Consider the following 25,924-nt stretch of genomic DNA (forward strand, 5'->3'; position numbering starts at 1 on the left):
TGCCCTTGTCGGACAGCTTCTTATATTTACTGAGAATTAGAAAAAGGTCATTATATTGTTGTTATACAAAATGTATTGGCTTTTCTTGTGAGACGAATGCAGGCTAGGTAAACCTCTTGTTATACCGTAAAAAAGGAATTTTCCACACGATTTTATTCTCAGGAGTCTGAACAGTACTTAAGGCCGTTATTTCGAGCCTGGATAAAACAAAAGGATAGACGAAGGAGGATTAAGTCAATATGATTTAAATTCTTGACTATGGCTATTAGCAAACAGTGTATTGGGATAGATATCTCAAAAGCGACATTTACAGCATGTGTGTGTCAGCGTTTAGGGGATGGAGAATTAACGTTCTCAAAGACGGTGGATTTTATTAACGAAACCAAAGGTTTCAACCAGTTTCTGCGCTGGGCTAAAGGATTTATTGCACCGAATACGGAACTTGTTTTTTTGATGGAAGCTACGGGGGTCTATTATGAGAACCTTGCCCACCATCTGCACAAGATTAAGAAAAAAGTTCATGTTGTCCTTCCCAATACCTCAAAGCACTATTTTTCGAGTCTCAATATTAAGACCAAGACAGATGCTGTTGATGCAAGAATCTTGAGTCAGTTCGGTGTTGAACGGATTCATAAAGCATGGACCCCACCTCCATTGATATTATTGCAGCTGAGAAATTTGACCAGATACTATGTCCAGCTTCAAGAGCAGAAAATTGCATTGGGGAACATCAAACATAGTAAGGACTGTTCGCACGATATCCAACGCTTTATCCTGAAGAGCAATAAAAAGCTGATTGCAGAGATAGAAAAGGAGATTGGTAGATGTACCAAAGAGATCACCATGCTAGTAACGTCAGATCCTGAGCTGGATAAAAAAGTTGAGAAACTCTCAACAATAAAGGGGATTGGTATGATTACCATGGTGACCATTCTTGGTGAAACAATGGCGTTTGAACAATTTGGTAGCGCTAAACAGCTTGTCAGTTATGCCGGATACGATGTGGTTCAGCGGGAGTCTGGAACATCGGTCAAAGGAAAAACCAGAATATCCAAGAAAGGGAATAGATATATTAGAAATGCACTGTATTTTCCGGCTATGGTAGCTTGTAGATACAATCCATCGCTAAAGGAAACCTACCTGAGAATCATCCAGAAGAAGTCATCAAAAATGGTAGGGCAGGTTGCCATACAGAGAAAATTATTAATCTTAATGTATACGATTTGGAAAAATGATACGGTATTTATAGAAAATTATAAAGTAAGTAGTCCCGATTCGAAAACCGAGACTACACTAGATAGTTCAGAAGTTGAACTTCTTTAGAATACAAAAATACTTTTTTGTCTAAATATTTGGAATTTAAAACAGTACCTTTTTTGTTTTCAGGAGGTTGACTTTTGGCATGTTAATCCGTCGGCCGACTCAATGCCCTAAATTTGCTCCCTTGCATTGTGTGCTTGCTGATCCACACTTTCTTGTTAATAAGCTTTCACCACGTTCTCCATTAAGACCGTTTTAACTCCATTTTTACAGAGGGTTAACACTGGGTTAATAGGGGTAAACCCCTGTAGACCCCCTGTTAACCCCTAGCTAAGGTGCAAGGTGGCATTAATCCATGGTTAATAGGACTAGATACGGTCAATTAGGAATCGAAACAAAAATGCCACGCCATGCGTGGCATTTTTGGTAACAAAACCAGAAGTTGATTGACGATTTCACTTTCCTACCTATAGCGTTTCTTTCAGCCAGTTAAAAAATTCGTTTTGCCAGACCTGTGCATTTTGCCCGGACAGTACCCAGTGATTTTCATCAGGAAGGTAGACTAGACGGCTCTTAATCTTTTTGAGCTGAGCTAATTGGAATGCCGCCAGCCCCTGTCCGATTGGAACACGGTAATCTCTTCCACCTTGAAAGATTAAAATCGGGGTGTGCCAATTATTTGCTTTTTCAATCGGATTGAACGCTGTGTAGGATTTTTCATTTTTGCTATCCCAGTATCCCCCCCCTAATTCATGGTTAGCAAAAAATAGTTCTTCTGTGGTTCCATACCAACTTCTCATATCGAACAAACCATTGTGGGCAATGAAGGTCTTGAAACGGTTTTGGTGTACGCCCGCTAATTGGTAAACAGAATAGCCACCATAACTGGCTCCAATAGCCGCACGACGTGCGGTATCTACGTAAAATTCTTTGGAGATATCGTCTATGGCTGCTAAGTAATCCCGGATAGGCTGACCGCCCCAGTCTTGAGAAATAGCCTCATTCCATTTTACACCCCAACCAGGCATCCCTCTACGGTTTGGCGCGATCACAATATAACCTTGCGATGCAATTAACTGTAGGTTCCAGCGGAATGAATAAAATTGAGTAAGGGCAGACTGAGGGCCACCTTCACAGTAAAGTATAGTTGGATATTTTTTTGCGGGGTTAAAGTTTGGGGGATAGATGACCCATGAAAATAGATCTGCTCCATCGGATGCCTTGGTGGTACGTTTCTCAATTTTGTTTTCGCTAATATTTGCATACTTAGCATCATTGACTTTGGTGACCGGAGTTAAGGACTTGCTTTTCAGATCAAAACTAAAGATTTCGGTTGCGCGCGTGAATTTTGTGGAGCTGACGATCAATTTATCCGCTACCTGCCCCACAATACCAGTGATATCAAAGTCGCCTTCCGAAATTTGATGGATCTTAGGTAAGCCTTTTGTTTTGATATTTGTAGGGACTTCAAGTTCAAATAATTGTACGGTGCCTTTCGTAGCAGCGGTGAAATAGATTTTTCGATTGTCGTTGCTCCAAATAAAGCTATTGACTGTACCATCCCAATGCGCCGTTAAGTTAAGACGGATCGAACTGTTTTTATCGAATAAGATGATGTCATTTTTGTCCGATTCATAACCATCGGTCTTCATGCTGAGCCAAGTTAGGCTCTTTCCATCGGGAGAATAGGTTGGGGCTGTATCATACCCATTCATTCCTTCTGTCAGGTTGGAAGTCGTTCCGCTGGCGATATCATAGCGATAAATATCGGTATTGGTACTGACGGCATAGTCTGTTCCGAATTTCTTTTTACAGACATACAGCACGGCCTTGCTATCTGGAGACCAGGCAAAATCCTCGGCGCCACCAAATGGTGCTTGCGGGCTATAGAAGGGTTGGTCCTTCAACAGGTCTACCGGCTCACCAACTTTACCATCAACAAAACTCGCTACAAAAGGATGACTGAACTTGCCATCATTGAAGGTGTCCCAATGTCTATAGTCTAAGTTGTCATAGATATAAGCGTCTGATTTTGGTAATTCGGGATATTTGTCTGTGCTGTGGTATTTTTTTACAAGAACGGACTGGCTGAAGAGTATTTGTTTTCCGTCGGGTGAAAACTTAACATTTTCCAATTCCATGTCACCAGACGTCAATTGTACAGCTTCTCCTTTTGACAGATTTTTTTTCCAGAGTTGACCTTTGGACAAGTAGATAACATCGCCATTTTTTTCGATTTGAACCACGGACTCGCCACCTTTCTGATCGGTGAACTGATTAACGGCTCCATTTGTAAGTGAAACCGTATATAGATTTTTTTCACTTGAATTACTTTCCAGGTTATAATTGGAAACACCATACACCAGTGTTTTGCCGTCTGCTGAAAGTCCCTCTGCTGATACACGTCCAAGTTCCCAAAGTGTAGTTGGATTCATGGGTTGTTTGGAGGTTTGGGCGTTGCTTAAATTGCATGTTATTATTGCTAATGCAAATATTGTAAGTTTTTTCATATTGTTATGCTGAAAAATATCTTTGCAAGTTACAGATTTTGCCAATAAAACTTAAGGAAAGCAAAAAATAGCCATTAATCTGTATGTTAATGGCTATAAAGGGAAATTTTTATTTTTTTAGGAATACTTCGATAAGTACCCAGTATATTTTAACATGTTGTCTATTGATCTGCATGGTCATTGTCAAATTGATACCAATTTATTTTTGTCGAAACACGCATGAGAATGGCCAGAATAATAAAGATTCCAATAGTTCCGGCGATTAACGAATAATCTCTGAGCTGCATCAATACATAAATAAAGAGATAAAATATGCCTAATATCGAACTGAGAAGCGCTGCGGTCTTCGCATCCTTGGTAATAGCTTTGATAAAACTGCCAATAAGTAAGACTGTCGCCATTGTTGCTGTCACATAAGCCAAATTAAAGCCGATATGTTCTGATAAGGCCAACAGCAAGGTGTAGAAAAGCACCATGGCTGCACCGATTAGTATGTATTGAATGATATGAACTCTTTTTTTCTTGATTACTTCCGTAAATAGGAGTGAAGTAAAGGTAAGGATGATGATCAAAATACCGTATTTGGCAACTCTGGTTGTCTTTTGATAGTTGTTGATGTCGGGTAAAAAATGAATGGTAATCATATCTGTATTGTCCAATAGATTGTTTGCGGAAGTGCCCGGCGGCGTGATAGTTTGTGGCGTTGTTGTTTCGTTGGTATCGTTGGCGTTCTCTATGTTGGCGTCAAAGCGATAGATGTTGTGTGCGTCACCGACCCATTGTTGTGGAAGTTTGCGGCTGAAAGATGGAATTTCCCAGGATGCGGAAAAATTTGAAGCTTCCGTATTTCGCTTGCTTGGTAGAAACGCACCTGTAAAACTTGGATTAGCCCAGTTTCCTTTTGCTTGGATATTTGTTTGGTCGCTAAGGGGCAAAAAGTTGAGGGACTTCGATCCTTTTAAATCCAGTTTGATCTTGAAATGATTATTATCGTCCTGAGGGGTTAATGGTACAGCACAAACCAAATTTTGATTAAAAAGATTGAGATTATTGAAATCTGGATCGAAAACTATATCCTGACCATCCCAGTTCAATGTTGGTCGCTTTCCGAGTCCTTTAAAATCTTGGATACCAAAAATAAGCTTGCTGCCTTTCCAGTCAATATTTTCGACTGGAATCTCCAGTTTTTCTTGGTTTAATTTGCCAAAATTTCCTTCCACGGTGATGTTGCTGCTATAAACTACAGAAGTATAAATTCCTCTTGAAAGATGTTGGGGAGAAATAGCTGTAACGATATTGGAAGTTTTGGGTAAGACAAATATCCATTTAGTCTCTTCTCTCAGGTTAGATTTTTCAGTTTTTTCGGCCGATAAAGGGACCGTTTCGCGATAGGGGATAGCAAGTACTGGACTGGACACTACTTGGTCTTTTCCCCAATTGAGAGCGATGCCTCCGGACACTTCCTGTTCCCTTGATTTTCTTTCTTCAATTAAATCACGAATTAATGCAAGAGGGATAAGCAAGATTAAAGAAAGAAATAAGATGACGAATAGTTTTAGTAAAGTGGAATTGCTGATTTTCTCAAACAATGAAGAGGGCTCCATTGGAGATGAATTGTTGTTGTCCATGGTTTTAGCTGTTTAGGTTTATTTGAATGTTTTTGCTATACAGTGCGATTTGAAGTTCGGTGAGCTGTAACTGTAACATGTCCTTAAATTCTAAATGATGAAATCGCTGAAGTGTTCGGCCTTTTTGAAAGTTCTTTTTGTAATAACTGAAGTATTCTGGGAACAGTATTCCGCCAACGAGGACCATCCCAAAAAGGTATAAGCTGATCTTTCCATTACCCAACAACATATACTGCATCGCAATTTCGTCTTGGATTTCTGTTCCAGTTTCGGTCAGAATGTGAAAAACGTCATGATTTTCTAATTTAGGCATCACTTCGAAGCCCTTACTTTCGTAAAAAAGGCCAAGCGAGTGACCAATGCTTCCGACAGGATAATTTAGAAATTCTTCCTTGCGAATTCCCCAAGCCTTTTTATTCCATTTAAAGACTATCGTATAGATTTTGGAGGACCAGTCGTAGAGGTACAACATGAGCTTTAATCGGATTTTTTTCATATTTATTTTTTTTAAAAGTACTTTGGTTTTCAAAGTATATGGATAAAAAAATTATTTATATTGTTGTTTTATTAAATTTTCTAGTGCAGCAAGGTGATTTTCAAATGCTTTTAGTCCTTTAGCAGTTCTTTTATATCGGGTATTTGGCTTTCGTTCGACAAAGCTTTTCTCGACAACAATATATTCTTCTTTTTCCAACGTTTTCAGATTGGAGGCAAGGTTACCATCCGTTACCTCCAACAATTCTTTCAAAGAATTGAAATCGTACTCCTCATTTGCCGCGAGAACACTCATTATCTGGAGTCGTACTCTGTTTTCAAATATTTTGTCATATAGAGAAAGATCTAATTTCACGATTCGTATTTTTTGTAAACGATAAAACCATAGATGATGTGTAACACACCAAATCCCAATCCCCACAAAAGTAATCCTTTATCCGGAAAAGCTAGCACGATCAGGCCTAGGCAGATTTCTATTATGCCTAGTGCTTTTACTTCGGCAAATGTATAAATACTCCCTGCGGTCAGTGCTAGTCCATAAAATATGAGCAGCATAGCGGCAACCAGCTGGTAGTATCCTTGGATAAAAAACAGCGCCGATACGAAGCCACCTGCAAGCAATGGAATTGAAACTGCAAATAAAAGTGATTTGCTTTTCATGTTCCAAATGGACTGTTTATTTTTTCTCGCCTTTCTACGCGCCATGACAAAACCAGTCACTAAGGATAAGAATAAAATGGTCAGCGCAATGATCAAAAGCACTTGGGATCTTTCCAAATTATTGCCCCCTAATAGCACGGCACTTTGAGGTTGATATATAATATAGTATCCTAATAGTGTTCCCACGAGCGCATAGCAACCCATAAGGACGCCCGATAATCCGCTAATTGAAACAAATTTGGACGATTTTTCCATTAATGATCTGATCTGCCCAAGCTCTTTATATAAATCTTTCTGTTCCATAAAAGTACTTTGATATTCAAAGTAAATGAATAATAATGAATTATGCAAGGGCCTAGGCGAGTATTGAAAAAAAATAAAAAAAAGAGTAGAAAATACTTGCAGGATATATGTTTGGTTTCTATCTTTGTGGCATCAAAAGAAATCCTAATGCGGAAGTGGCGTAATTGGTAGCCGCACCAGACTTAGGATCTGGCGCCGCAAGGCGTGGGGGTTCGAGTCCCTTCTTCCGCACTTGATGTCCTCCCGAACTTAAAACCTCGGGAGGATTTTTTTATGAATGCGATATAGCTAAAAAGAGTATGAATATTTCACACGAGAATGTAGATGCAATCAATGCGGTAGTCAACGTCGCATTAGCACCTGAAGATTATAATCCTCAAGTCGACAAAGAGATTAAAGCGCAAGCTAAAAAAGCAAAATTGCCAGGGTTCCGTCCAGGTCAAGTTCCTGTTGGACATATCAGACGTACTTATGGTAAGTCTATTTTATTTGATGAGGTCAATAAATTAGTGAATGAAAAAATCACCAATTACATTACTGAAAATAAATTAGAAGTTTTAGGTCAGCCACTTCCTTTGGAAGATGACGCGCAGTACAGCTGGGATTATAAAGACAATTTCAACTTTAAATATGAAATTGGTCTTGCTCCGGCGTTTGAATTGCCTTTCACTGCTGAGACTGAATTTACTTCTTACGAAATCAAAGCTGATGAAGAAACATTGGCAGATCGTATCAAGAACTTGCGTCGTAGCTATGGAAAAATGACTAATCCAGAAGTTTCTGAAGAAGGTGATGTATTGTATGCAACATTGAAGCAAGATAAAGAGGATGGTTTAGAGAAAACAACTTCTATACGTACTGATATCGTAGAAGATGCTAAGGTCAAAAAATCATTGGTTGGTCTTAAGAAGGACGATGTTGTTAAGATTGACGTTAAAAAAGCATTTAAAACGGAAGATTTAGCACGGATATTAGGTATTACCGAAGAGGAAGCAACTGCTTTAGACGTAACTAAATTTGAATTGACTGTTAAGAATATCAACCGTTTAGAGGAAGCTGATCTTAATCAGGAATTTTTCGATAAGTTATTCACTGAAGGTGAAGTGACGGAAGAAGCTCAATTCACAGAAAAAGTGAGAGAAGAAGTTGAAAACTTATTCAAACAAAATTCTGATCAAAAGTTACGTAATGACATGTATACTTTTGGTATGGAAAAGGTTGATGTAGCTTTCCCTGAAGAGTTCTTAAAAAGATGGTTGAAAGCAACTAATCCAAGTATTTCTGAAGAAGAATTAAACGAAGGATTTGCCGATTTCTTAAACAACTTGAAATGGACGATCATTGAAAATCGTGTGGTTACAGAAAACGGTCTTGAAGTTAAATATGATGAAGTGATCAATTTAGCGAAGGAACGCATCTATGCGCAGATCAAGATGTATAACATCAATGAAGAGCCTTCTGATGAGCAGTTGAACCAATTTGCAATTCAATTATTGCAAGACCGCGAACAAGGTAATCGTTTGTTTGAAGAAGCTAAAGCTTTGAAGGTATTTGATCACTTGAAGGGTTTAGTTAAATTGAATTCGGAAGAAATCGAATACAAAGAATTCGAGAAATTATCCTAATCGATTTTTAAATAAAAAGGAAGTCCCTTCAATCTACTGAAGGGACTTTTTTTATTTTCATCGCAGCGTGGCCGCAGCTTTTACACTATTTTTTTGTTGTTCAGATCTTCCACAAATCGCTTGAGTCGGCAGTTATATGGAGCTGAAATACAAAAGCGCTGCTGTTGAAATCGAGATGGATTCATGGAATAGGGACAATGCGGTTGGAATGGAAGTTGGGCTGTTGGAGACGAAAAGAATCCGATTGAGATGGACGAGGTCTGTCTTAGCTTAAAGAGGTATTCCGGAATTGAAAGAGGTTTTCTTGAGTTTGAAGAGACCGGTTGAACTACCCAAAGAATTAGACGGAAAGGGTTAATTGACCTTGCCTTTATTTGTTTCAGCAGGAGTTGTCGTAATCGTTTTCTTGCCAAATGGAAATAGCCGTTTTAAGAACTCGGAGAAGCTGTTGAATTCCTGTCGATACAGTAATCCGAAAGCGCTTATATACTCGCCATCGTTGGGGCTAAGAAGAAAATTTCGGGTGTTTAATCTGTTTGAGGCCCTGAGGACTAAACGGCCATCTTTTCTTAAATAAAACATCGCTTCAGCATCTGTAGAGACCCGATCTGAAAAAACATTTAAATCCGTAAGGGCTTGACTTCTGCGATCCGAGATCCCTCCGGTCAAGACAAGTCTGTCATTAAATAAGCGTAGCGAGGCGGAAGCATCATTTAAAGACTTAATATTAATATCAAAGAAATTGATGTTGAGCGATTGGGCTATAATGTTGTTGATTTGGTTGAATGCTATCTCAGTTCCCGCAGATAACAAAGTATTGTTCACTTCTTTACCGAAGTCAGTTTGTGTGCCAGGGGTAAAACTCCTTCGAACGATCAGACTAAGTGCTTGTTGATTGACATTGTTGGCATCTGAAAAATAACCTTGCAACTCATCCTTAACGCCGGGGTTCTGTGGGAAATTGATGTCGAAGGTGATCTCAGGCTGACTTAATTGACCTTTTAAGATCATGTCGGCCTGTGCCAATACGCGTTCGGGATTTTCTTCACGTCCGGCAGCATTATAAAGCGGTGCTAAGCTCGTTCTTTGTTGATAGATGGCGTTGATATTGATATTGGCTTCTGTGGGATTTCCAGCCCATCGCACTGTTCCACCTTCTTTAAGATCAAAGATTTTATTGATATAATCTTGGGCGGTGAAATTAAATTTTCCACTGTTGATGATAAAATCCCCAAACATTTCAAAATCGCCCAAAGAGGATATTCGCATATTAAGATTGCTATTTCCCCGTCCCGATAATTCGCCCATACTGGAGAATAAATTGATCTCTGCATTGGGGTTGATTAGGAGATCCATATTCATAGTCAGACCGTTGAAATCTCGTTTTTTTGTGTTTTTCTTGATTTTTGTGGAGTCTTTCTCGATAAAGTAAATAAAGTCGGTATCTGATATGGTGCTCGCGTTGTTGAAAGGGATATTGATAACAGTATTTTCTTCGGATTTAGCACGGATGTTGATATTCATTGCTGAGGTAAGTCCCTTAAACTTGAAATTGCCCGAGGCGTAAGCCGTTCCGTAATATATGTCATTGTCCTTAATTGTGGTATTTAATACTAAAAAATTCTTGGCTTCTGCAGTAATATCTATATCAGGGTCACTTAATTTGTTGAGGTCGACAACCCCATCAATGGTCGCTACATTGTTTTTTGGATCATATACTTTTAATCCTTTTAGAAAGATTCGATTGTTGGTAAGCTCAATTTTATCAGAAAGCCGATAGGGGGTTTTTAGATAATTGATAACCATCGAAGCATTTTCTAATTTGCCGTCGCCTGTAATTTTGGGATTTAGAATGTCACCTTCAATCGTAAGATCTGCGTTCACTTTTCCCTGAATATTGGATACTAAGCTTCTTAAAAATGGCTGAAAAATGAATACATCTGTATTTGCGAGTTTGGCTTTAAGATTAAGCTTATTATTTTCATTTAAGTGATTATAAGAACCTTGTAGCTGAATCAATTTATTACCTTCTTCGATTTTGCTCTCTAGTTTTACGTGTTGATTTTCGGGGTCGTAATTAGCACTAAGCGCCAGTGAACCGATGGGAATATTGTTATAGAGGATAGGAGAAGTCTTTATATTGGCTACAACAAAGGGAGATTTAAACACAGCGTTAACTTCAATATTTCCGTTCATATTTCCGGAGAGATTGATGCCGTAAGGCTTGGTTATACCATTTAAGGAGGTGAGGTTAAAGTCCTGAAATTTAAGATTGATCTGATCACTTTCTTCATTGGAAAGTATACCGTCAATGTGGACCTTTTGGTTATCATGACTTAGCGTTAGTTTTTCAAAGTACCATTTGCCTTTCGATATTTTCAGCTGTGCATCATTATTGACTAGCCAGCTCTCTCTATTGATCAAGATATTCGACGGATAGAAATTGATATAGGCAGGTTTGGCATGAGCAAAACGGATGACTCCATTCAGATCTAGACTGTTGCTTGCCTCTAGTTCCGACATTTTGATGTTGAATTGTAAACTATCGTTTGCCAGCGTGTTTGAAATATTGACGTTTTTAATATAGGTACTGTCGGTAAAGTTAATTCGATCAATGGAGGTTTGCAGTTCCATATTTTTCAAATTGGCATTTTGATCGATAATCAGGTGAGTGAGTCGGATACCATTGTACTTCAATTCAGGCGCGTAAAAATTAAAATTAGCCGTTTGTTTTTCACTTTCAAATTTGGCGTTCAATGTTGCACCACTGTCCAGCGCAATATCTTTTTTAAAGAACGTTGCGATAGGCTTGAAATAAGTAATATTAATATTGAGGTCAAAGTCTTGGCGGTTAAACATGTCCTTCTCAAAACCAATAGCGGGGGCATAGCGCATCGCTAAAGCTTTAAAATAAGGAACTATCGTATTGAGGTCTATTCTTCCTTTGAGATCAATATGTCCGATAGCCGACTGCAAGGTTAACGAGCGTGCATTTTCATCTCCTTCTGCTAGAAAATTGATGTTTCGTATAACAAATTGCCCTTTCGAAGAACTGAAGCTTACACTGTCTGATTTAAACTCACCGGTAATATTATTGATATTGTCCCCAATTAAGCTGGTATGGAATTTTGTGTTCTTAATGTTGATGGAATCCCCTTGAAAGAAGTTGATTTTTTTTAGATTAGCTTGCTGAATATCAGCATCTAGATGATAATTGGGTTTGGCGGACCAATCAATATCTGTTGTAAACTGTAATTTTAAATTTGGATCGGATATACTTCCGGATCCGACGAAAAGTTTCTTTTCTGTTTTTCCCTCAATCTGTACATCTTGATAGCTGTAATTCTTAAAGTTGAAATTTGTCAAATTACCTTTTATCATCAAAGCTAGCATTTTGGGATCAGTACCTGCTCCGTCTACTTGTAGATTGAACCCTGTTGTTCCTAAATCTTTTACTTTTGTAATCGCTCCTACATCGAATTTTTTCGATTGGAAGCTACCTGCATATTTGGTTTCTTTCTGGATATCCAGCAATCCATCCGCTGTAACATCACCAATATCGGTCGTGAAAATTCCCTTTGTTTTAAATTTATTGTACAGTCCATGTAGACTTCCTTTGAAAGAAAATCTATTGAAAAGCTGAACAATTTCCGGGAGTTTAAAGTTTTTTAGATTTCCTAAATCGGCAATAACCCGATTTAAGTCTTGATATTCGGATGAAATTGCTACCTGTGGAATGATGAAATCTGTTTTATCGATGTCAGGTAGTCCAATAATTTGTAGATCACCTGCTAAGCTTGTCTTCTTACCGATTGTTAAATCGACCTGACTGGCGTTGATTGCCGATACCGTACCTTCCAAATTTGCTTTTTTAATATGGACATCAAACTGGACCTGGTGCATGGGGGAGGAGAAGAAAGCAATGTCTTCGGAATGAATACGTGAATCTCGCGCTCGAAGTTGTATGTGAACCTTATTGATGAAGTCTGAAAAGTCGTCAAAGCTTTTATAACTAAGTTTAATATAATTCTTAAATGTAGAACGGTTGGTTGCCAACATCAGTTCACTGAGTTCAATAGCCGTATTGCTTATCGTCGTACGTGCAAGAAGACCTTTAATAACCAATCCTTTCTTTTCATGCAGATTAAAGGTCTTAATATCTGCTGAAAATTGATTGGAATCCATTTTAATATTATCAAGATGAGCGTTTAATTTGGAGATTCCTAAATCTCCAAAATCGACCACTTTATTGTAATGCTTGCGTTTGTGGTCAGTGTAGTTGAACGCATTGTTTTTGATGATAACTTCTTTGATCGCAAAGATGAGTTTTTTTGAACTTTTCTTTTTTTCTTTTTTTGGTGGGTTGAAATACCGAATTAAGAATGAAATATTACTGCTATCCTGAAATTGTTCAAAGGAAGCTTCAGTATCTTCAATTGTTAATTTATTGATTACAATCTTGTTCGACTCAATGAACTCAGAGAGGTTGACATTAGCTTCTAGCTTGCCTGAATGTACTATTTTTTTTCCTTGCGGACTATAGAGTTGAAAATCTTCTACTACAATAGATTTGAAGGGCTTAAAATAGATGCTCTTGAGACTTATTTTGGTATTTAGTTCCTTTGATAAATAGTCTACAGCTTTTTGTGCAACATAGTTTTGTACGGGCTTCAACTGCAGCGACAATGCCAATGCAAGCAGTATAATGACTATACTACCCAGGACTATTGACACTATTTTAATTATTTTTTTGATACTTTTGTATTAAAATTTATTACCTCCAGCTATGGCTATTATTTTAGGGATCGAATCCTCTTGTGATGAAACCTCCGCTTCTATCTGTATAAACGGTGAAATTCGCTCAAATGTTATCGCCACTCAGGCAATCCACGCGAAATATGGTGGAGTAGTTCCCGAGTTGGCTTCTCGCGCTCATCAACAAAATATTATTCCAACAGTGGACGAAGCCATTCGCCAAGCAAAAGTAAGCAAAAATCAAATAGATGCAGTGAGTTTTACACGGGGGCCGGGATTATTAGGTGCACTTTTGGTAGGAACGTCTTTTGCTAAGTCATTTGCACTAGCGCAAAATATTCCTTTAATTGATATAAACCATATGCAGGCGCATATTTTAGCTCATTTTATTGAAGATCCGAAGCCAAACTTTCCTTTTTTATGTCTTACAGTTTCCGGTGGTCATACACAAATTGTATTGGTGAAAGATTATTTTGAAATGGAACTTTTTGGGGAGACATTGGATGACGCAGCGGGGGAGGCTTTTGATAAGACCGCTAAAATCTTAAATCTTCCTTATCCGGGTGGACCGCTTATAGATAAATATTCCAAAGATGGAAATCCGACCGCTTATAAGCTTCCTGAGCCACAAATCCCAGGTTTAAATTTCAGTTTTTCAGGATTGAAAACCGCAATACTCTATTTGGTTCAAGACCAATTGAAGCTGAATCCAGATTTTCTGACAGACAATATGGCCGACCTGTGTGCCAGTGTGCAATCGCGTATTGTATCTATTCTGTTGAATAAATTAAAGAAAGCGGCAAAGGAAACTGGTGTAATGGATATCGCTATCGCAGGGGGTGTTTCGGCTAATTCTGGTCTCCGACAGAGCTTGATTGAAATGGGTGAAAAATACAATTGGAGGGTATTCATACCAAAATTTGAATATTGTACGGATAATGCAGCGATGATTGCGATTGCGGGTTACCATAAATTTTTAAAGAAAGATTTTGTGGGTCAGGATGTGGCTCCTATGGCTAGAATGCATCTATAATCAAGTAGGGTGTTTCAAGTTTCCCACGGCAATTTCATTGGTCATGGGAAACTTAGTATAGTTACTATCTTATAATGGCGAACTATATCCATAGGCTTGTGCTGCCGAGGTAAATACGTTTTTCTTAGGCTGGTAGAAATTCAGTTCATAACCTTCAGCTCCCCAAAAGATACTGATAAAACTGATCCCTTGTGCTGATCGTAATACTGTTAGTATGTGAAAAGCATCGTTGTCAAATTGGCCGCCGTCATCAACACGCCAGGTACTGATGTCATCATACAAGGCTGGAAAATCCAAATTGATCAACTCTTCGTCCTTGGCGTACGAAAATACGGCTAAGGCAGAGTCTTGTTGATTTTCAAAAACCGTAAGATTAAACTCCGACTCATCGCTGAGTATCGCTATGGTTGTACTTTTGTTAATCTTTCTGTTGTATTTTTTTTCAAGTTGCTCCCTAATATTTGTGGAAGTTTCTCTTTGAACTTGTGTAAACTTCTCGATTTTATACTGATCTATAAAAGCCTTGTTGACCAGCATACCAAATTCACCGGATTTAATTGCAGCGCTAATTTTAAATAATGAACCTTCACTATTTGCAAAGTTCTGTGCGGTCTGTCTACCGTTGCTCCCCTTACTATCTGTTTTATTCTCAACAAACTCAAGGGGGCTGACTTGGTCTTCTACGATAACATAATTATATTTTTCGGGACTTTCCATTGCCTGATCCATCGGAAGAGCGATAAGTGAGTCCATTTGCTGGTTCAAAAAGCCAAAGTATGGTGAAATTGTTTCTTCCGTATTTTCATGCTTAATTGCAGTCTTGGATTGATGTTGATTGTTGCCACAAGCATATACTGTAAGTAGAATAATAGCTGAAAAAAATGACTTCATAAGCATCTATATTTTTTTTGTGAAATATAAGGCTTTCGTGCATCATAATGAAAAGATTTAAACTTTAATATTATGATGAACTCCAAATTGAATATTTACCGCAAAGAATGGCTGGATGTTATTTTTGCTGGTCGTAACAAAATGTACGGCGCTTACGAGTTGCGAAATCTCTCTGATAAAGCAACGAATGTGGGTTTGGGAATTGTGGTTTCTTTTGCAGTTTTGCTGATCGCAGGATCCTATGCATATAATACATATTTTAAGCAAACTGTTCCGGCCGTGATTTATAAAGTACAAGATATGGGACCCGACATGCTGGAAGAAATTCAAAAGAAGGTAGAGGAGAAAGAAGAGGTTCCTGAAGAACCTGTCATGATGCAGGAGAAGGCCCCGCAGCAAGTTGCCCAAGATGTATCCAAATTTGATCTGGTTAGAATGCCTGATATAAAAGTGGCCAAAGCAAATCAAGTTACGGAAGAACTTGTGAGTCAGGATGAACTGAAGAATCCCAATACGATGACTTCAAGGATTACATTGAAGGCAAGTCCATCGGGTACATATATTGCGCGCGGTGAATTTGGTTCTTCGAAAAGAGATGGTGATATTACTGGCTCCGGGATTGGTTCGGTATCCGGCGGTGGAACTGATGGTGATGCTAACAATACATTTACATCGGTGGAGATTATGCCAATACCTGTAGGAGGGCTGCCCGCGTTTATGAAATGGATTGCCGAGAATTATAACTTTCCGCAACAGGCTTTAGATCAAGGGGTTTCTGGTGTTATAGAGGTTTCTTTTGTCGTTGAGAAAGATGGGTCATTGACAGATATTGCTGTCAAACGTGATATGAAATTTGGTACCGGGGAGGCTGCTATAAACTTATTGAAGAAAGCGAAAAAATGGAAACCTGGTGTACAGAATGGACTTAAAGTGCGTGTGGCATATACGTTACCGATCCGTTTAAGTGCTGTAAGCCAATAAGCTCTTCTTAACTTTATTTAACAAATCATCAATTAAACTTTTGATAGCCGATACGGCTCTTACTAATAAATAAGTTGAAAAAGAGTACTTATTAAAAAAATGATTGTTGGTTTTAAAAAAATAAAGAAATGAAAAAATTGATGTTAAGTTTGGCTTTATCTGGATTGATGTTAGCCGGTTTCGCTCAAGAAAAAAAAGATGTTAAACCAGAATTGAAAGAAATGCAAACTTCCATGCATAAACATAAAAGCGGAAGGATGCAAGATGGTTTTAAAAATAAAACTCCTGAGGAAGTAGCTAAGATGAAAACTGATCGCATGGATCAAAAGCTGAAATTTACGGATAAACAGCGTAAGGATATCTATGCATTTCATTTGAAGCAAGCACAGGATCATCAAAAAATGGCCGCTGAACGAAAGGAACATCGTGCAAAAATGAAAAAGCAACGTGTGGCGGAACATGAAAAAATGATGGGAATGTTAACCCCAGAGCAACAAAAAACGTTAAAAGATTCTTACGCTGAAAATCGAAAAATGCACAAAGAGCATTGGAAAAAAGACAGACAGCTCAAAAGAAAAGACGTTAAAAAAGGAGAACTGAATAAAACAAATGACGCCGACATAAAAGCATCATAAACATTAAACAAGGATAGTTTTCATATTAAATATTGGTGAGTGTTAGTAGAGGAGGGAACCGTTGGTTCCCTCTTTCATTTTTTACTCTTTATTTTTTTGTTGTTCTTTCCACTGTTTGGAGAATGATTTTTCTGACAACTTAGGTAATTCACGCTGATGCCCCCATGTTTTCTGAAAGAATTTTCGGATGAAAAAATTTTTGAATTTTCCACCGAAAAAATCGACCAATTTTCTTCGCATAATTCCATAAGTGAACCATTGCCAGGCTTTTTGTTCCGTTTTTGGAGCTAGACCTTGATCAACTGAATCTTTTCTGTTCACAAGAAGCATGCGTTGTATGTCAATACCTACCGGACAGACCTCAGTACATTTTCCACAGAGTGTAGAGGCGTAGCTCAGGTGTTTAAATTCCTTCATCCCATTTAAATGAGGTGATATGAGTGATCCAATTGGGCCTTGATAAGTTGTTTCATAAGTATGGCCACCGATGTTCTGATAGATTGGGCATACATTCAGACAGGCACCGCAACGGATGCAATATAAGCCCTGACGCTGTTCTTTCTGAGCGAGAAGTTTGCTGCGGCCATTGTCTAGCAGAATGACAAACATCTCTTCGGGACCGTCAGATTCGTAAGCCTGTTTAGGCCCGGTAAGTAGTGTATTGTAAACCGTTAAATTCTGACCAGTACCGTGTGTAGATAAAAGCGGCCAAAAGATGTCTAAATCTTGTAGGTTGGGAATTATTTTTTCTATTCCAACTACAGCGATATGTGTTTTCGGGAACGTCGATGTCAATCGGGAATTTCCTTCATTTTCAGTAATCGCTAGGCTACCAGTTTCAGCAATCAGAAAATTGGCTCCTGTAATTCCGACTTCTGCTGATAAGTAGCGATCACGAAGTAGTTCACGCGCCTTCATTGTCAGTTGCTCTGCGGAAGCATCCAATGGAGTGTCAAATTTTTCATGGAAAAGCTTAGCAATATCTTCCAGGCTCAAGTGCATGGCTGGGGTAACAAAGTGATAGGGTTTTTGATCGAGCAGCTGTATAATATATTCGCCCAGATCGGTTTCTATTGCATCAATATTTTTGGAAGCCAAAAAATGGTTAAGCTCAATCTCTTCTGTTGCCATCGATTTAGACTTGACTACAGACTTTGCCTTTTTACGCTGAATGATCGCATAGATCTCTTCCAACGCTTCTGTGGCGTCGTTTGCCCAGATGACTTTTCCACCTCGGGCAGTGAAATTGGCTTCAAACTGCAACAGGTAGCGGTCGAGATTTTCCATGACCTTCCACTTAATCAAATTGGCTTTTATCTTGCTATTTTCAAGATCCGCAAATTTACTTTTGCCTTTTTCGAAAGCCATGCTGTATTTGTCGATATTGTAATTGATAATATCGCGGTGTTTGGTGTCAAATGCTTTTTGCGCACTTTCCTTTATAAATGCATTAGCGGTACTCTCTGCCATCTAATCTGCTGGTTTTTCACAAAAAAAAGTTGGTAAAAATTACCAACTTTTAAATATACTGTTAATAAATTGTTTCTCGAAAATCGAGGTAAAAATTTATGCTTTTATCGCAATATTTAAGCTGAGCTCGTCCAACTGTTCTTGGTGGATGGTTGACGGTGCGTCAATCATAACATCTCTTCCCGAGTTGTTTTTTGGGAAGGCGATGACATCGCGGATGGTGTCTAAGCCAGCCAATAAAGATACCAGGCGGTCAAAGCCAAAAGCGAGTCCGCCGTGTGGGGGAGCGCCATAGGTGAAGGCCTCCATCAGGAAGCCGAACTGTTTTTTTGCTTCTTCAGAGCTAAACCCTAAATGTTTGAACATGAGTGATTGAAGTTCTCTGTCATGGATACGGATTGATCCCCCACCGACTTCTACGCCATTTAATACAAAGTCATAGGCATTTGCTCTCACTTCTCCAGGATTGGTATCCAAAAGCGGAATATCTTCTGGTTTGGGTGAAGTGAACGGGTGATGCATGGCGTGATAACGACCGTTTTCTTCGTCCCATTCCAATAGCGGGAAGTCAACGACCCAAAGCGGTGCGTAGGTTTCTTTATTACGGAAACCCAATTGTGCAGCAACTTCAAGGCGTAGTTCATTGAGCTGTTTGCGCACTTTGTCTGTTCCCCCAGCCATAATTAACAATAGGTCGCCAGGTTTCGCGTGGAACGCATCTGCAATTGCTGACAGCTGTTCTGGCGTGAAAAATTTATCCACAGAGGACTTTACTGAGCCATCTTCATTAACACGAGCATAGACCAATCCCGTTGCACCGATCTGTGGACGTTTGATGAATTCTGTCAGTGCATCCAATTGTTTCCTGGTGTAATGGGCACAGTTTTCAGCATTTATCCCTACCACTAATTCTGCGGCATCAAATACAGGGAAACCTTTTCCTTTGGCAACGTCATTTAGTTCAAAAAACTGCATTCCAAAGCGAATATCTGGTTTGTCTGATCCGTAAAGGCGCATCGCATCTGCGTAAGTCATACGTGGAACGGTACCCAGATCAATCCCCTTGATTGTTTTGAAGATGTGTTTTGCAAGACCTTCAAAGATATTTAAGACATCTTCCTGTTCTACAAAAGACATTTCACAGTCTATTTGCGTGAATTCGGGTTGGCGATCTGCGCGCAAATCCTCATCACGAAAACATTTTACAATTTGAAAATAGCGGTCGAAACCTGAGACCATCAAGAGTTGCTTGAAGGTTTGAGGTGATTGCGGTAAGGCATAAAATTCTCCAGGATTCATCCGAGAAGGGACGACAAAGTCACGTGCTCCCTCGGGAGTTGATTTAATTAGATAAGGGGTCTCAACTTCCAGAAAATTTTGGGAGTCAAGATAACGGCGGATCTCTTGTGAAGTTTTATGGCGTAAAATAAGGTTTTCGCGTACTGGGTTACGGCGTAAATCCAGGTATCTGAACTTCATTCGAATATCATCGCCACCATCTGTTTCATCTTCTATGGTAAAAGGAGGTAATTTAGCGGCATTTAGTATTTCAAGATTTAAAACCTTGATTTCAATATCTCCAGTGGGGATTTTAGCATTTTTATTCGAGCGTTCGATAACCTCTCCAGTTACCTTGATGACATATTCTCTTCCGAGTTCACGGGCACTGGCGCGTAAAGACGCATCATCATCTGCATTGAACGTTAATTGTGTGATACCATATCGGTCTCTAACATCGATGAAAGTCATACCGCCTAAATCGCGGGATTTTTGAACCCATCCACTTAGGGTAACCGTCTTCCCTAAGTCAGCTAGTGTTAATTCTCCACAAGTGTGTGTTCTGTGCATATCGTTATGAAAATTATATTTGACGCAAAATTATTGGTTTTACTCGACAATAACGAATTCTACTTTGGTTATTTGAACGACCTTCTCCCACTTTCTTCCACAATACTCTATGGTCTTTTTTATGGCTCCCACTTTATCCCCTTTTTACTAAAAAAGTGGTTGAAATTAAGTTGATAGGTCTAGAATTTTTACAATTCATTTCTAATTTTTTGGCGAAAAGTATGGAAAATAAACTGTTCTATCGCATGGGATTTTATAAGTTGATAGGGGTTTAACTGCTTGTAAATTAGGTTTTGCAGGATTTTTTATTTAAAGGATATTTTGTTTGTTGTAGCTATTTATCGATGTGGAAAACTTTTTTATGTTATAAAGTGGGGGAAAGTGGGAGAAAGTGTATACTTTTACATTTAAATTAGAATAGGATAATTGACGATATGACTCAGTTAATCGGTGAATTTGAATGCAAGTTAGACGCCAAAGGAAGAATGGTGTTGCCAGCTGCGCTCAAGAGGCAAATGCCTCATGTAGAGCGGGATGGTCTTGTTGTGAATCGCGGTTTTGAGAAACATCTGGTTTTTTATCCACGGGAAGAATGGGATTTGATGACAGCTAAACTGGCGAAATTAAATCAATTCGATCCCAAGGTTCGTGCGTTTGTGCGTGCTTTTACACGCGGTGCAACCGAATTAACTTTGGATGCTGCAGGTCGTGTTTTGTTGCCGAAAAGCTTGTTGGAGTTTGCGGGTATACAGGCCGAATTGGTTTTGGCCTGTCAGTTTAATAAGATTGAGGTTTGGTCTAAGGAAGGGTATGAGGAGTTGATGAGCGACGGTGGTGTGGAGGATATATCATCTTTGGCGGCAGAGGTAATGGGAGATATTAATTTTGGACTATAAGCGTATGGAAAATGTCTATCATGTTCCGGTCATGTTACAAGAATGCATGGATTCGTTGGCGATTAAGCCGAATGGCGTCTATGTGGATGTGACTTTTGGTGGTGGTGGTCATTCTCGCGAGATTTTAAAGAGATTGGGGCCAGAAGGGAAGCTGTTTGCTTTTGATCAGGATCCGGATGCATTGAAGAATGCGATCGACGATCCTCGCTTTACATTGATACATCAGAACTTTAGGTTTTTAAAGAATAGTCTTCGTTTGGAAGGTGTGCGTGCAGTAGATGGGATTTTGGCAGATTTAGGAGTTTCTTCACATCAATTTGATGCTGCGGACCGTGGTTTTTCTATTCGCTTTGATGCTGATCTGGATATGCGTATGGATCAGGTTGGTGATCTAGACGCGAAGTCACTCTTAGCCACCTATGCAGAGGAAGATCTCCATCGCATTTTTGGTATGTACGGAGAGATCATGAATGCTAAGTCGCTTGCGAAAACAATTGTTACGGCGCGTTTGGTTCAACCGATTCAAACTGTTTCAGAATTAAAAGAGGTGATTCAACGGATGGTTCCGAAGGGTAAGGAACATAAGTATCATGCGCAGGTGTTTCAGGCGCTTCGTATCGAGGTGAATCGTGAGTTGGATGCTTTACAGGAATTTTTGTTGCAGACGGTGGACGTGCTCAACGTGGGTGGGCGATTGGTTGTTATGTCCTATCATTCTTTGGAAGATCGTTTGGTTAAAAATTTTATGGCAAAAGGTAAGTTCAAAGGAGAGGTTGAGAAAGATTTTTTTGGAAATGAAATTAAGCCATTTCTTGTGGTTAGCCGTAAAGCGATTACGGCTTCTGCAGAGGAACTGGCTTTAAATAATAGATCGCGCAGTGCGAAACTGCGCATTGCTGAAAAGTTGGGTGTGTCTTAAAAATGGAGCGAGAGGATGAGCAGAAATACGATAAGACAGAAAGAGTTGAGTGAAGAAGTTCAAGAGGAACTGCAAGAAACTGTCGAAGAAAAGGCCGAACAAACAGAAGCGTTTATTAAAACGCTTTTTACCGTTGGAGACCTTTCGTTAAACAGAATATTGCATTACTTGCCATTTGGAGCATTTATAGCCTTTCTGATGCTATTGTATATTTCCAATCGTCATTTTGCCGAGCGAACTATTCGGAGTATCGATAAAGTGAGTAAAGAGGTAAAAGAATTGGGGTGGGATCATAAGTCTCTATCTGCTGAACTGATGAAAATGTCTACACAAACGGAAATTGCTAAGCGTGTAGATTCTTTGGGTTTGAAAGAGCGAGTGGAACCACCAATCAAGATCGAAGTTATAGAGAATAAAGAAGATAAATAGGAAGAGTTATGAGTATCAGAAATACGATTCTTGTTCGTGTCTACTTTGCTTTTGGGCTTATCGTGTTGCTTGCGTTTTTGGTGTTTGGAAAAATGGCAAAGTTGCAGTATGTCGATGGACAGCATTGGAAAGCTTTAGCGGATAGCCTTTCTATTCAGGAACGGGAGGTGGAAGCTGCTCGTGGGAATATTTATTCGAATGACGGGAGTTTGCTGGCTACTTCAGTGCCTGAATATGAACTTCGTTTTGATGCTATGGCTATTCCGGAAGAGGATGAAGAGTATTTCAACTTAAAAGTTGACTCCTTGGCGATTAAGCTTGCTGATTTCTTTAAAGATAAATCATCTCGGCAGTATTTGACATTATTAAAGCAAGCACGGAATAAAAAGCAGCGCTATTTGTTGCTTAAACGTAATGTGTCGCATCAGGATTTGAAACGTGTAAAGCAATTTCCTCTGCTTAAATCTGCTCGCGTCAATAAGGAGCGTTTTCCAAGTTGTTTGATTACAGATCGCCAAAACAAACGTATTTTGCCTTTTGTCAATCTTGCTGCAAGAACCATCGGTTATAAAAATGTGAAAGAAAATATTCATGTTGGACTGGAAGGTGCATATGGAGAATATATCGACGGAAAAAGTGGGAAAAGATTGATGCAGCGCATCGCAGGAGGTGTATGGATTCCTGTCAACAAAGATATCGAGGTTGCTCCAGTTGATGGGTCTGATATTATCTCTACCATTGATGTAAATATGCAGGATATGGCGCAAAGGGCGCTAGAGAAGCAGATGATTACGAGTAATGCGGATGAGGGCTGTGTTGTGATGATGGAGGTGAAAACAGGGGAAGTGCGAGCGGTGGCCAACTTTATGCGTGATAAGGATGGAGTCTATCGTGAAAAGTTCAATCTTGCCATTGCGCAGAGTGCGGATCCGGGGTCAACATTTAAGTTAGCTTCTTATTTAGCTTTGATTGATGATAAAAAAATAGATTCGAGCACAACTGTGAATATTGGTAATGGTAATTGGCCAATTTACAAACATACCATTCGGGATTCACATGCGCCCAAGAAGTCGATAATTTCGGCTAAAAGGGCTTTTGAGGAATCGTCGAATGTGGGCGTTACTAAATTTGTTTACCAAGCCTATAAAGATAATCCAGATCAATTTACCTCGAAGCTGCATTCTTTCGGTTTCGGGAAAACATTAGGTCTACAGATTCCGGGAGAAGGGGTGCCTCTGGTAAAATCGTCGAAGAGTAAGAGCTGGAGTGGATTGTCTTTGGTACAGATGGCTTATGGCTATGAAATGAAGATTACCCCGTTGCAAACGTTGACGTTTTATAATGCTGTTGCGAATAACGGTAAATTGATAGCGCCACTCTTTGTTAAGGAAATTAGGCATTTGGGGAATACGATTCAAACGTTTAAGGCTAAAGTCCTCAACGAAAAGATAGCGTCGGACCATGCTTTATCAGAAGTGAGGGGAATGATGGAAGGGGTGATGATTGAAGGGACGGGTAAAAGCGTAGCTAGCCCGCTGTATAGTTCTGGTGGAAAAACTGGTACGGCCCAGATGGCAGATGGTTCGAGAGGATATGGTGCGAGACGCTACCAATCTTCCTTTGCGGGATATTTTCCAGCTGAGGATCCGAAATATTCCATCATTGTGGTGATCCGTAACCCGAGAAATGGATATTATGGCGGATCAGTTGCGGGGCCTGTCTTTAAAGAGCTTGCCGATATGGTGTACGCGAACGATATGGAGATGAAAGGAAAAAAGACGTTTAAAGCGGTCAATGTAGGTGGAAGAATGCCGTTGACTTTACAGGGGTCGAGAGAAGCGAGTAAAAAAGTGTACGATAGATTGGGGATTAATACGGTCAATTGGGATACAATTGCACGGGGAGAAGTGGATACGTCTACGCGGGGAGTGCCATTTGTAGATTTGAAATATAGAGAAGGAATTGTTCCGAATGTTGTTGGAATGGGATTGATGGATGCCTTATATGTGGTAGAAAATGCAGGCTTTAAAGCGCGCGTGACTGGAAAAGGGAGAGTGGGGATGCAGTCACTCGTAGCTGGACAGAAACTGCCTTTTGGGACGGCGATAAATTTAGAACTTAAGTAATGATGGATTTAAAAAAAGTATTGCATGCCATCCCTGTTCAGCAGGTTGTGGGTAACCTTGAAGAGGTTGATGTGCACTCTTTGTGCTTTGATTCCAGAAAAGTAACGTTGGGAAGTCTGTTTATCGCTGTGAGAGGTGTGCAAACGGATGGTCATCTATTTGTAGAGAGGGCAATTACTTCGGGAGCAAGAGCAGTTATTGTAGAGCAGTTGCCAGAAGATATATTGGACTCTGTAGCGTATATTTTAGTCGCCGATTCTGCTTATGCACTAGGTGTAGCCGCAGCTAATTTTTACGGAAATCCTTCGGAAAAACTTAAGTTGGTCGGTGTTACAGGAACGAATGGTAAAACGACAGTTGCTACATTGTTGTTTCAGTTGTTTACTGAATTGGGGTACCATGTGGGGCTGTTATCTACCGTGCAAAATCAGATCGGAACGAAGATTATACCGGCTACGCATACGACCCCAGATCCTATTCAACTGAATCAGTTGCTGCATGATATGGTTAATGATGGCTGTGATTATGCCTTTATGGAAGTTAGCTCACACGCTGTAGTTCAGGAACGTATCGCAGGTTTATTGTTTTCAGGAGCTATATTCACGAATATTACGCATGATCACCTGGATTTTCATGGAACCTTCGATAATTATATTAAGGCAAAAAAGAAGTTCTTTGACGATTTAGATGCAAATGCTTTTGCGTTGACCAATGCGGACGATCGAAACGGTCAGGTCATGCTTCAAAATACGGTGGCACATCGGAAAAGCTATGGCTTACGTTCGGGGGCAGATTTTAAAGCAAAGGTTATTGAAAGCCATTTCGATGGTATGCTGATGAGTGTTGACGGACAGGAAGTGTGGGTAAAATTGACCGGTGATTTTAATGCATACAATCTTTTGGCGGTATATACTGCTGCGATCTTACTTGAACAGGAAACTGTGAAAGTGTTGACTGCACTCAGCACGTTGAAAGGTGCAGAAGGAAGGTTTGAAACACTGAAATCAGCTACGGGCATTTTTGGAATTGTAGACTATGCACACACGCCTGATGCTGTGGAAAATGTCCTCAAAACGATCAGCGCTCTGAGACGGCCAGAACAAAAAATCATTACAGTCTTAGGGTGTGGGGGCGATCGGGATAAGACCAAAAGGCCTGAAATGGCGGAGGCGGCCTTACGTTACAGTGATCGCTTTTTGATTACATCCGATAATCCGCGCACCGAGGATCCATACCAAATTATTAAAGATATTGAAGCGGGCGTGCTGGCGGATCAAAAGTCGAAGACGCTCTCCATAGCCGATCGTAAGGAAGCGATAAGGGTGGCTTATCAGCTGGCGAACCCGGGCGATATTATCCTGGTGGCGGGAAAAGGACATGAAAAGTATCAGGATATAAATGGTGTGAAGTATCATTTCGATGATAAGGAAGTTTTAGAGAATACATTTAACGAAAAATAG

Annotated in this window: 20 protein-coding genes and 1 tRNA gene; 12 read left to right on the plus strand and 9 right to left on the minus strand. The window is 39.6% G+C overall.

What is annotated here, in order from left to right:
• Nucleotides 1-258 precede the first annotated feature (258 nt).
• Complete coding sequence (locus tag B2W36_RS02285) at nt 259-1,323, plus strand: IS110 family transposase (protein ID WP_293886329.1); 1,065 nt, start codon at nt 259-261, stop codon at nt 1,321-1,323.
• A gap of 404 nt (nt 1,324-1,727) precedes the next feature.
• Here B2W36_RS02285 and B2W36_RS02290 read toward each other — a convergent pair whose 3' ends face one another.
• From B2W36_RS02290 to B2W36_RS02310, 5 genes are all read right to left on the minus strand, one after another.
• Complete coding sequence (locus B2W36_RS02290) at nt 1,728-3,770, minus strand: S9 family peptidase (protein ID WP_293886330.1); 2,043 nt, start codon at nt 3,768-3,770, stop codon at nt 1,728-1,730.
• A 161-nt stretch (nt 3,771-3,931) separates the two neighbouring features.
• Nucleotides 3,932-5,398, minus strand: coding sequence for a cell envelope integrity protein CreD (gene creD, locus B2W36_RS02295; protein WP_293886331.1), 1,467 nt, complete (start codon nt 5,396-5,398; stop codon nt 3,932-3,934).
• A 4-nt stretch (nt 5,399-5,402) separates the two neighbouring features.
• The gene (locus B2W36_RS02300) at nt 5,403-5,894 is read right to left on the minus strand and encodes a hypothetical protein (RefSeq protein ID WP_293886332.1); all 492 of its coding nucleotides are present in this window, start codon (nt 5,892-5,894) and stop codon (nt 5,403-5,405) included.
• 51 nt (nt 5,895-5,945) lie between these two features.
• A complete protein-coding gene (locus B2W36_RS02305; protein ID WP_293886333.1) occupies nt 5,946-6,248 on the minus strand; it encodes a winged helix-turn-helix domain-containing protein in 303 nt (100 codons plus the stop codon).
• On the minus strand, nt 6,245-6,856 hold the full coding sequence (locus B2W36_RS02310) for a hypothetical protein (protein WP_293886334.1): 612 nt from the start codon (nt 6,854-6,856) through the stop codon (nt 6,245-6,247). Before B2W36_RS02310 ends, B2W36_RS02305 begins: the two co-directional genes overlap by 4 nt.
• Nucleotides 6,857-7,005: 149 nt before the next feature.
• Between B2W36_RS02310 and B2W36_RS02315 the strand changes: the two genes are divergently transcribed.
• The 3 genes from B2W36_RS02315 (at nt 7,006) to B2W36_RS02325 (ending at nt 8,755) form a co-directional block, all read left to right on the plus strand.
• Nucleotides 7,006-7,087, plus strand: a tRNA-Leu gene (locus B2W36_RS02315).
• Between the two features lie 68 nt (nt 7,088-7,155).
• On the plus strand, nt 7,156-8,481 hold the full coding sequence (locus B2W36_RS02320; RefSeq protein WP_209576687.1) for a trigger factor: 1,326 nt from the start codon (nt 7,156-7,158) through the stop codon (nt 8,479-8,481).
• A gap of 136 nt (nt 8,482-8,617) precedes the next feature.
• Entirely contained in the window at nt 8,618-8,755 is a 138-nt protein-coding gene (locus B2W36_RS02325) for a hypothetical protein (protein WP_293886335.1), read from the plus strand.
• Between the two features lie 80 nt (nt 8,756-8,835).
• On the opposite strand, the gene B2W36_RS02330 is transcribed toward B2W36_RS02325, so the two are convergent.
• Complete coding sequence (locus B2W36_RS02330; RefSeq protein ID WP_293886336.1) at nt 8,836-13,215, minus strand: translocation/assembly module TamB domain-containing protein; 4,380 nt, start codon at nt 13,213-13,215, stop codon at nt 8,836-8,838.
• Nucleotides 13,216-13,267: 52 nt separating this feature from the next.
• Between B2W36_RS02330 and tsaD the strand changes: the two genes are divergently transcribed.
• Nucleotides 13,268-14,269 carry a tRNA (adenosine(37)-N6)-threonylcarbamoyltransferase complex transferase subunit TsaD gene (gene tsaD / locus B2W36_RS02335; protein WP_293886337.1) on the plus strand — a complete coding sequence of 334 codons (1,002 nt, stop codon included), beginning with the start codon at nt 13,268-13,270 and terminating at the stop codon, nt 14,267-14,269.
• 69 nt (nt 14,270-14,338) lie between these two features.
• On the opposite strand, the gene B2W36_RS02340 is transcribed toward tsaD, so the two are convergent.
• A complete protein-coding gene (locus tag B2W36_RS02340; RefSeq protein WP_293886338.1) occupies nt 14,339-15,160 on the minus strand; it encodes a hypothetical protein in 822 nt (273 codons plus the stop codon).
• A 72-nt stretch (nt 15,161-15,232) separates the two neighbouring features.
• Here B2W36_RS02340 and B2W36_RS02345 point away from each other — a divergent pair, with 72 nt between their 5' ends.
• On the plus strand, nt 15,233-16,141 hold the full coding sequence (locus B2W36_RS02345) for an energy transducer TonB (protein WP_293886339.1): 909 nt from the start codon (nt 15,233-15,235) through the stop codon (nt 16,139-16,141).
• 128 nt (nt 16,142-16,269) lie between these two features.
• Nucleotides 16,270-16,776 carry a hypothetical protein gene (locus B2W36_RS02350; RefSeq protein ID WP_293886340.1) on the plus strand — a complete coding sequence of 169 codons (507 nt, stop codon included), beginning with the start codon at nt 16,270-16,272 and terminating at the stop codon, nt 16,774-16,776.
• An 81-nt stretch (nt 16,777-16,857) separates the two neighbouring features.
• Here the strand turns inward: B2W36_RS02350 and B2W36_RS02355 are convergent, their stop codons facing one another.
• Together B2W36_RS02355 and aspS are read right to left on the minus strand one after the other, a co-directional pair.
• A complete protein-coding gene (locus B2W36_RS02355) occupies nt 16,858-18,246 on the minus strand; it encodes a LutB/LldF family L-lactate oxidation iron-sulfur protein (protein ID WP_293886341.1) in 1,389 nt (462 codons plus the stop codon).
• A 96-nt stretch (nt 18,247-18,342) separates the two neighbouring features.
• Entirely contained in the window at nt 18,343-20,094 is a 1,752-nt protein-coding gene (gene aspS / locus B2W36_RS02360) for an aspartate--tRNA ligase (RefSeq protein WP_293886342.1), read from the minus strand.
• Between the two features lie 434 nt (nt 20,095-20,528).
• On the opposite strand from aspS, the gene mraZ reads away from it, so the two are divergent.
• The 5 genes from mraZ to B2W36_RS02385 are packed head-to-tail and all read left to right on the plus strand — an operon-like array spanning nt 20,529 to nt 25,924.
• Nucleotides 20,529-20,990: a division/cell wall cluster transcriptional repressor MraZ gene (gene mraZ / locus B2W36_RS02365; RefSeq protein WP_293886343.1), complete on the plus strand. Its 462-nt coding sequence runs from the start codon at nt 20,529-20,531 to the stop codon at nt 20,988-20,990.
• Between the two features lie 4 nt (nt 20,991-20,994).
• On the plus strand, nt 20,995-21,909 hold the full coding sequence (gene rsmH / locus B2W36_RS02370) for a 16S rRNA (cytosine(1402)-N(4))-methyltransferase RsmH (RefSeq protein ID WP_293886344.1): 915 nt from the start codon (nt 20,995-20,997) through the stop codon (nt 21,907-21,909).
• A 15-nt stretch (nt 21,910-21,924) separates the two neighbouring features.
• Nucleotides 21,925-22,338, plus strand: coding sequence for an FtsL-like putative cell division protein (locus tag B2W36_RS02375; protein ID WP_209576664.1), 414 nt, complete (start codon nt 21,925-21,927; stop codon nt 22,336-22,338).
• A gap of 8 nt (nt 22,339-22,346) precedes the next feature.
• Nucleotides 22,347-24,464, plus strand: a complete 2,118-nt coding sequence (locus tag B2W36_RS02380) for a penicillin-binding protein (protein WP_293886345.1) — start codon at nt 22,347-22,349, stop codon at nt 24,462-24,464.
• Nucleotides 24,464-25,924: a UDP-N-acetylmuramoyl-L-alanyl-D-glutamate--2,6-diaminopimelate ligase gene (locus B2W36_RS02385; RefSeq protein WP_293886346.1), complete on the plus strand. Its 1,461-nt coding sequence runs from the start codon at nt 24,464-24,466 to the stop codon at nt 25,922-25,924. The genes B2W36_RS02380 and B2W36_RS02385 overlap by 1 nt, the downstream gene beginning before the upstream one ends.

The organism is Sphingobacterium sp. UBA3549 (assembly GCF_002376635.1).
In the GTDB taxonomy this organism is placed as follows: Bacteria; Bacteroidota; Bacteroidia; order Sphingobacteriales; family Sphingobacteriaceae; genus Sphingobacterium.

Bases quoted from the DNA above. Each gene is read 5' to 3' on its own strand.
- B2W36_RS02285 (WP_293886329.1), top strand. From the start codon at position 259: ATGGCTATTAGCAAACAGTGTATTGGGATAGATATCTCAAAAGCGACA.
- B2W36_RS02290 (WP_293886330.1), bottom strand. From the start codon at position 3,770: ATGAAAAAACTTACAATATTTGCATTAGCAATAATAACATGCAATTTA.
- creD (WP_293886331.1), bottom strand. From the start codon at position 5,398: ATGGACAACAACAATTCATCTCCAATGGAGCCCTCTTCATTGTTTGAG.
- B2W36_RS02300 (WP_293886332.1), bottom strand. From the start codon at position 5,894: ATGAAAAAAATCCGATTAAAGCTCATGTTGTACCTCTACGACTGGTCC.
- B2W36_RS02310 (WP_293886334.1), bottom strand. From the start codon at position 6,856: ATGGAACAGAAAGATTTATATAAAGAGCTTGGGCAGATCAGATCATTA.
- B2W36_RS02320 (WP_209576687.1), top strand. From the start codon at position 7,156: ATGAATATTTCACACGAGAATGTAGATGCAATCAATGCGGTAGTCAAC.
- B2W36_RS02325 (WP_293886335.1), top strand. From the start codon at position 8,618: ATGGAGCTGAAATACAAAAGCGCTGCTGTTGAAATCGAGATGGATTCA.
- tsaD (WP_293886337.1), top strand. From the start codon at position 13,268: ATGGCTATTATTTTAGGGATCGAATCCTCTTGTGATGAAACCTCCGCT.
- B2W36_RS02340 (WP_293886338.1), bottom strand. From the start codon at position 15,160: ATGAAGTCATTTTTTTCAGCTATTATTCTACTTACAGTATATGCTTGT.
- B2W36_RS02345 (WP_293886339.1), top strand. From the start codon at position 15,233: ATGATGAACTCCAAATTGAATATTTACCGCAAAGAATGGCTGGATGTT.
- B2W36_RS02350 (WP_293886340.1), top strand. From the start codon at position 16,270: ATGAAAAAATTGATGTTAAGTTTGGCTTTATCTGGATTGATGTTAGCC.
- B2W36_RS02355 (WP_293886341.1), bottom strand. From the start codon at position 18,246: ATGGCAGAGAGTACCGCTAATGCATTTATAAAGGAAAGTGCGCAAAAA.
- aspS (WP_293886342.1), bottom strand. From the start codon at position 20,094: ATGCACAGAACACACACTTGTGGAGAATTAACACTAGCTGACTTAGGG.
- mraZ (WP_293886343.1), top strand. From the start codon at position 20,529: ATGACTCAGTTAATCGGTGAATTTGAATGCAAGTTAGACGCCAAAGGA.
- rsmH (WP_293886344.1), top strand. From the start codon at position 20,995: ATGGAAAATGTCTATCATGTTCCGGTCATGTTACAAGAATGCATGGAT.
- B2W36_RS02375 (WP_209576664.1), top strand. From the start codon at position 21,925: ATGAGCAGAAATACGATAAGACAGAAAGAGTTGAGTGAAGAAGTTCAA.
- B2W36_RS02380 (WP_293886345.1), top strand. From the start codon at position 22,347: ATGAGTATCAGAAATACGATTCTTGTTCGTGTCTACTTTGCTTTTGGG.
- B2W36_RS02385 (WP_293886346.1), top strand. From the start codon at position 24,464: ATGATGGATTTAAAAAAAGTATTGCATGCCATCCCTGTTCAGCAGGTT.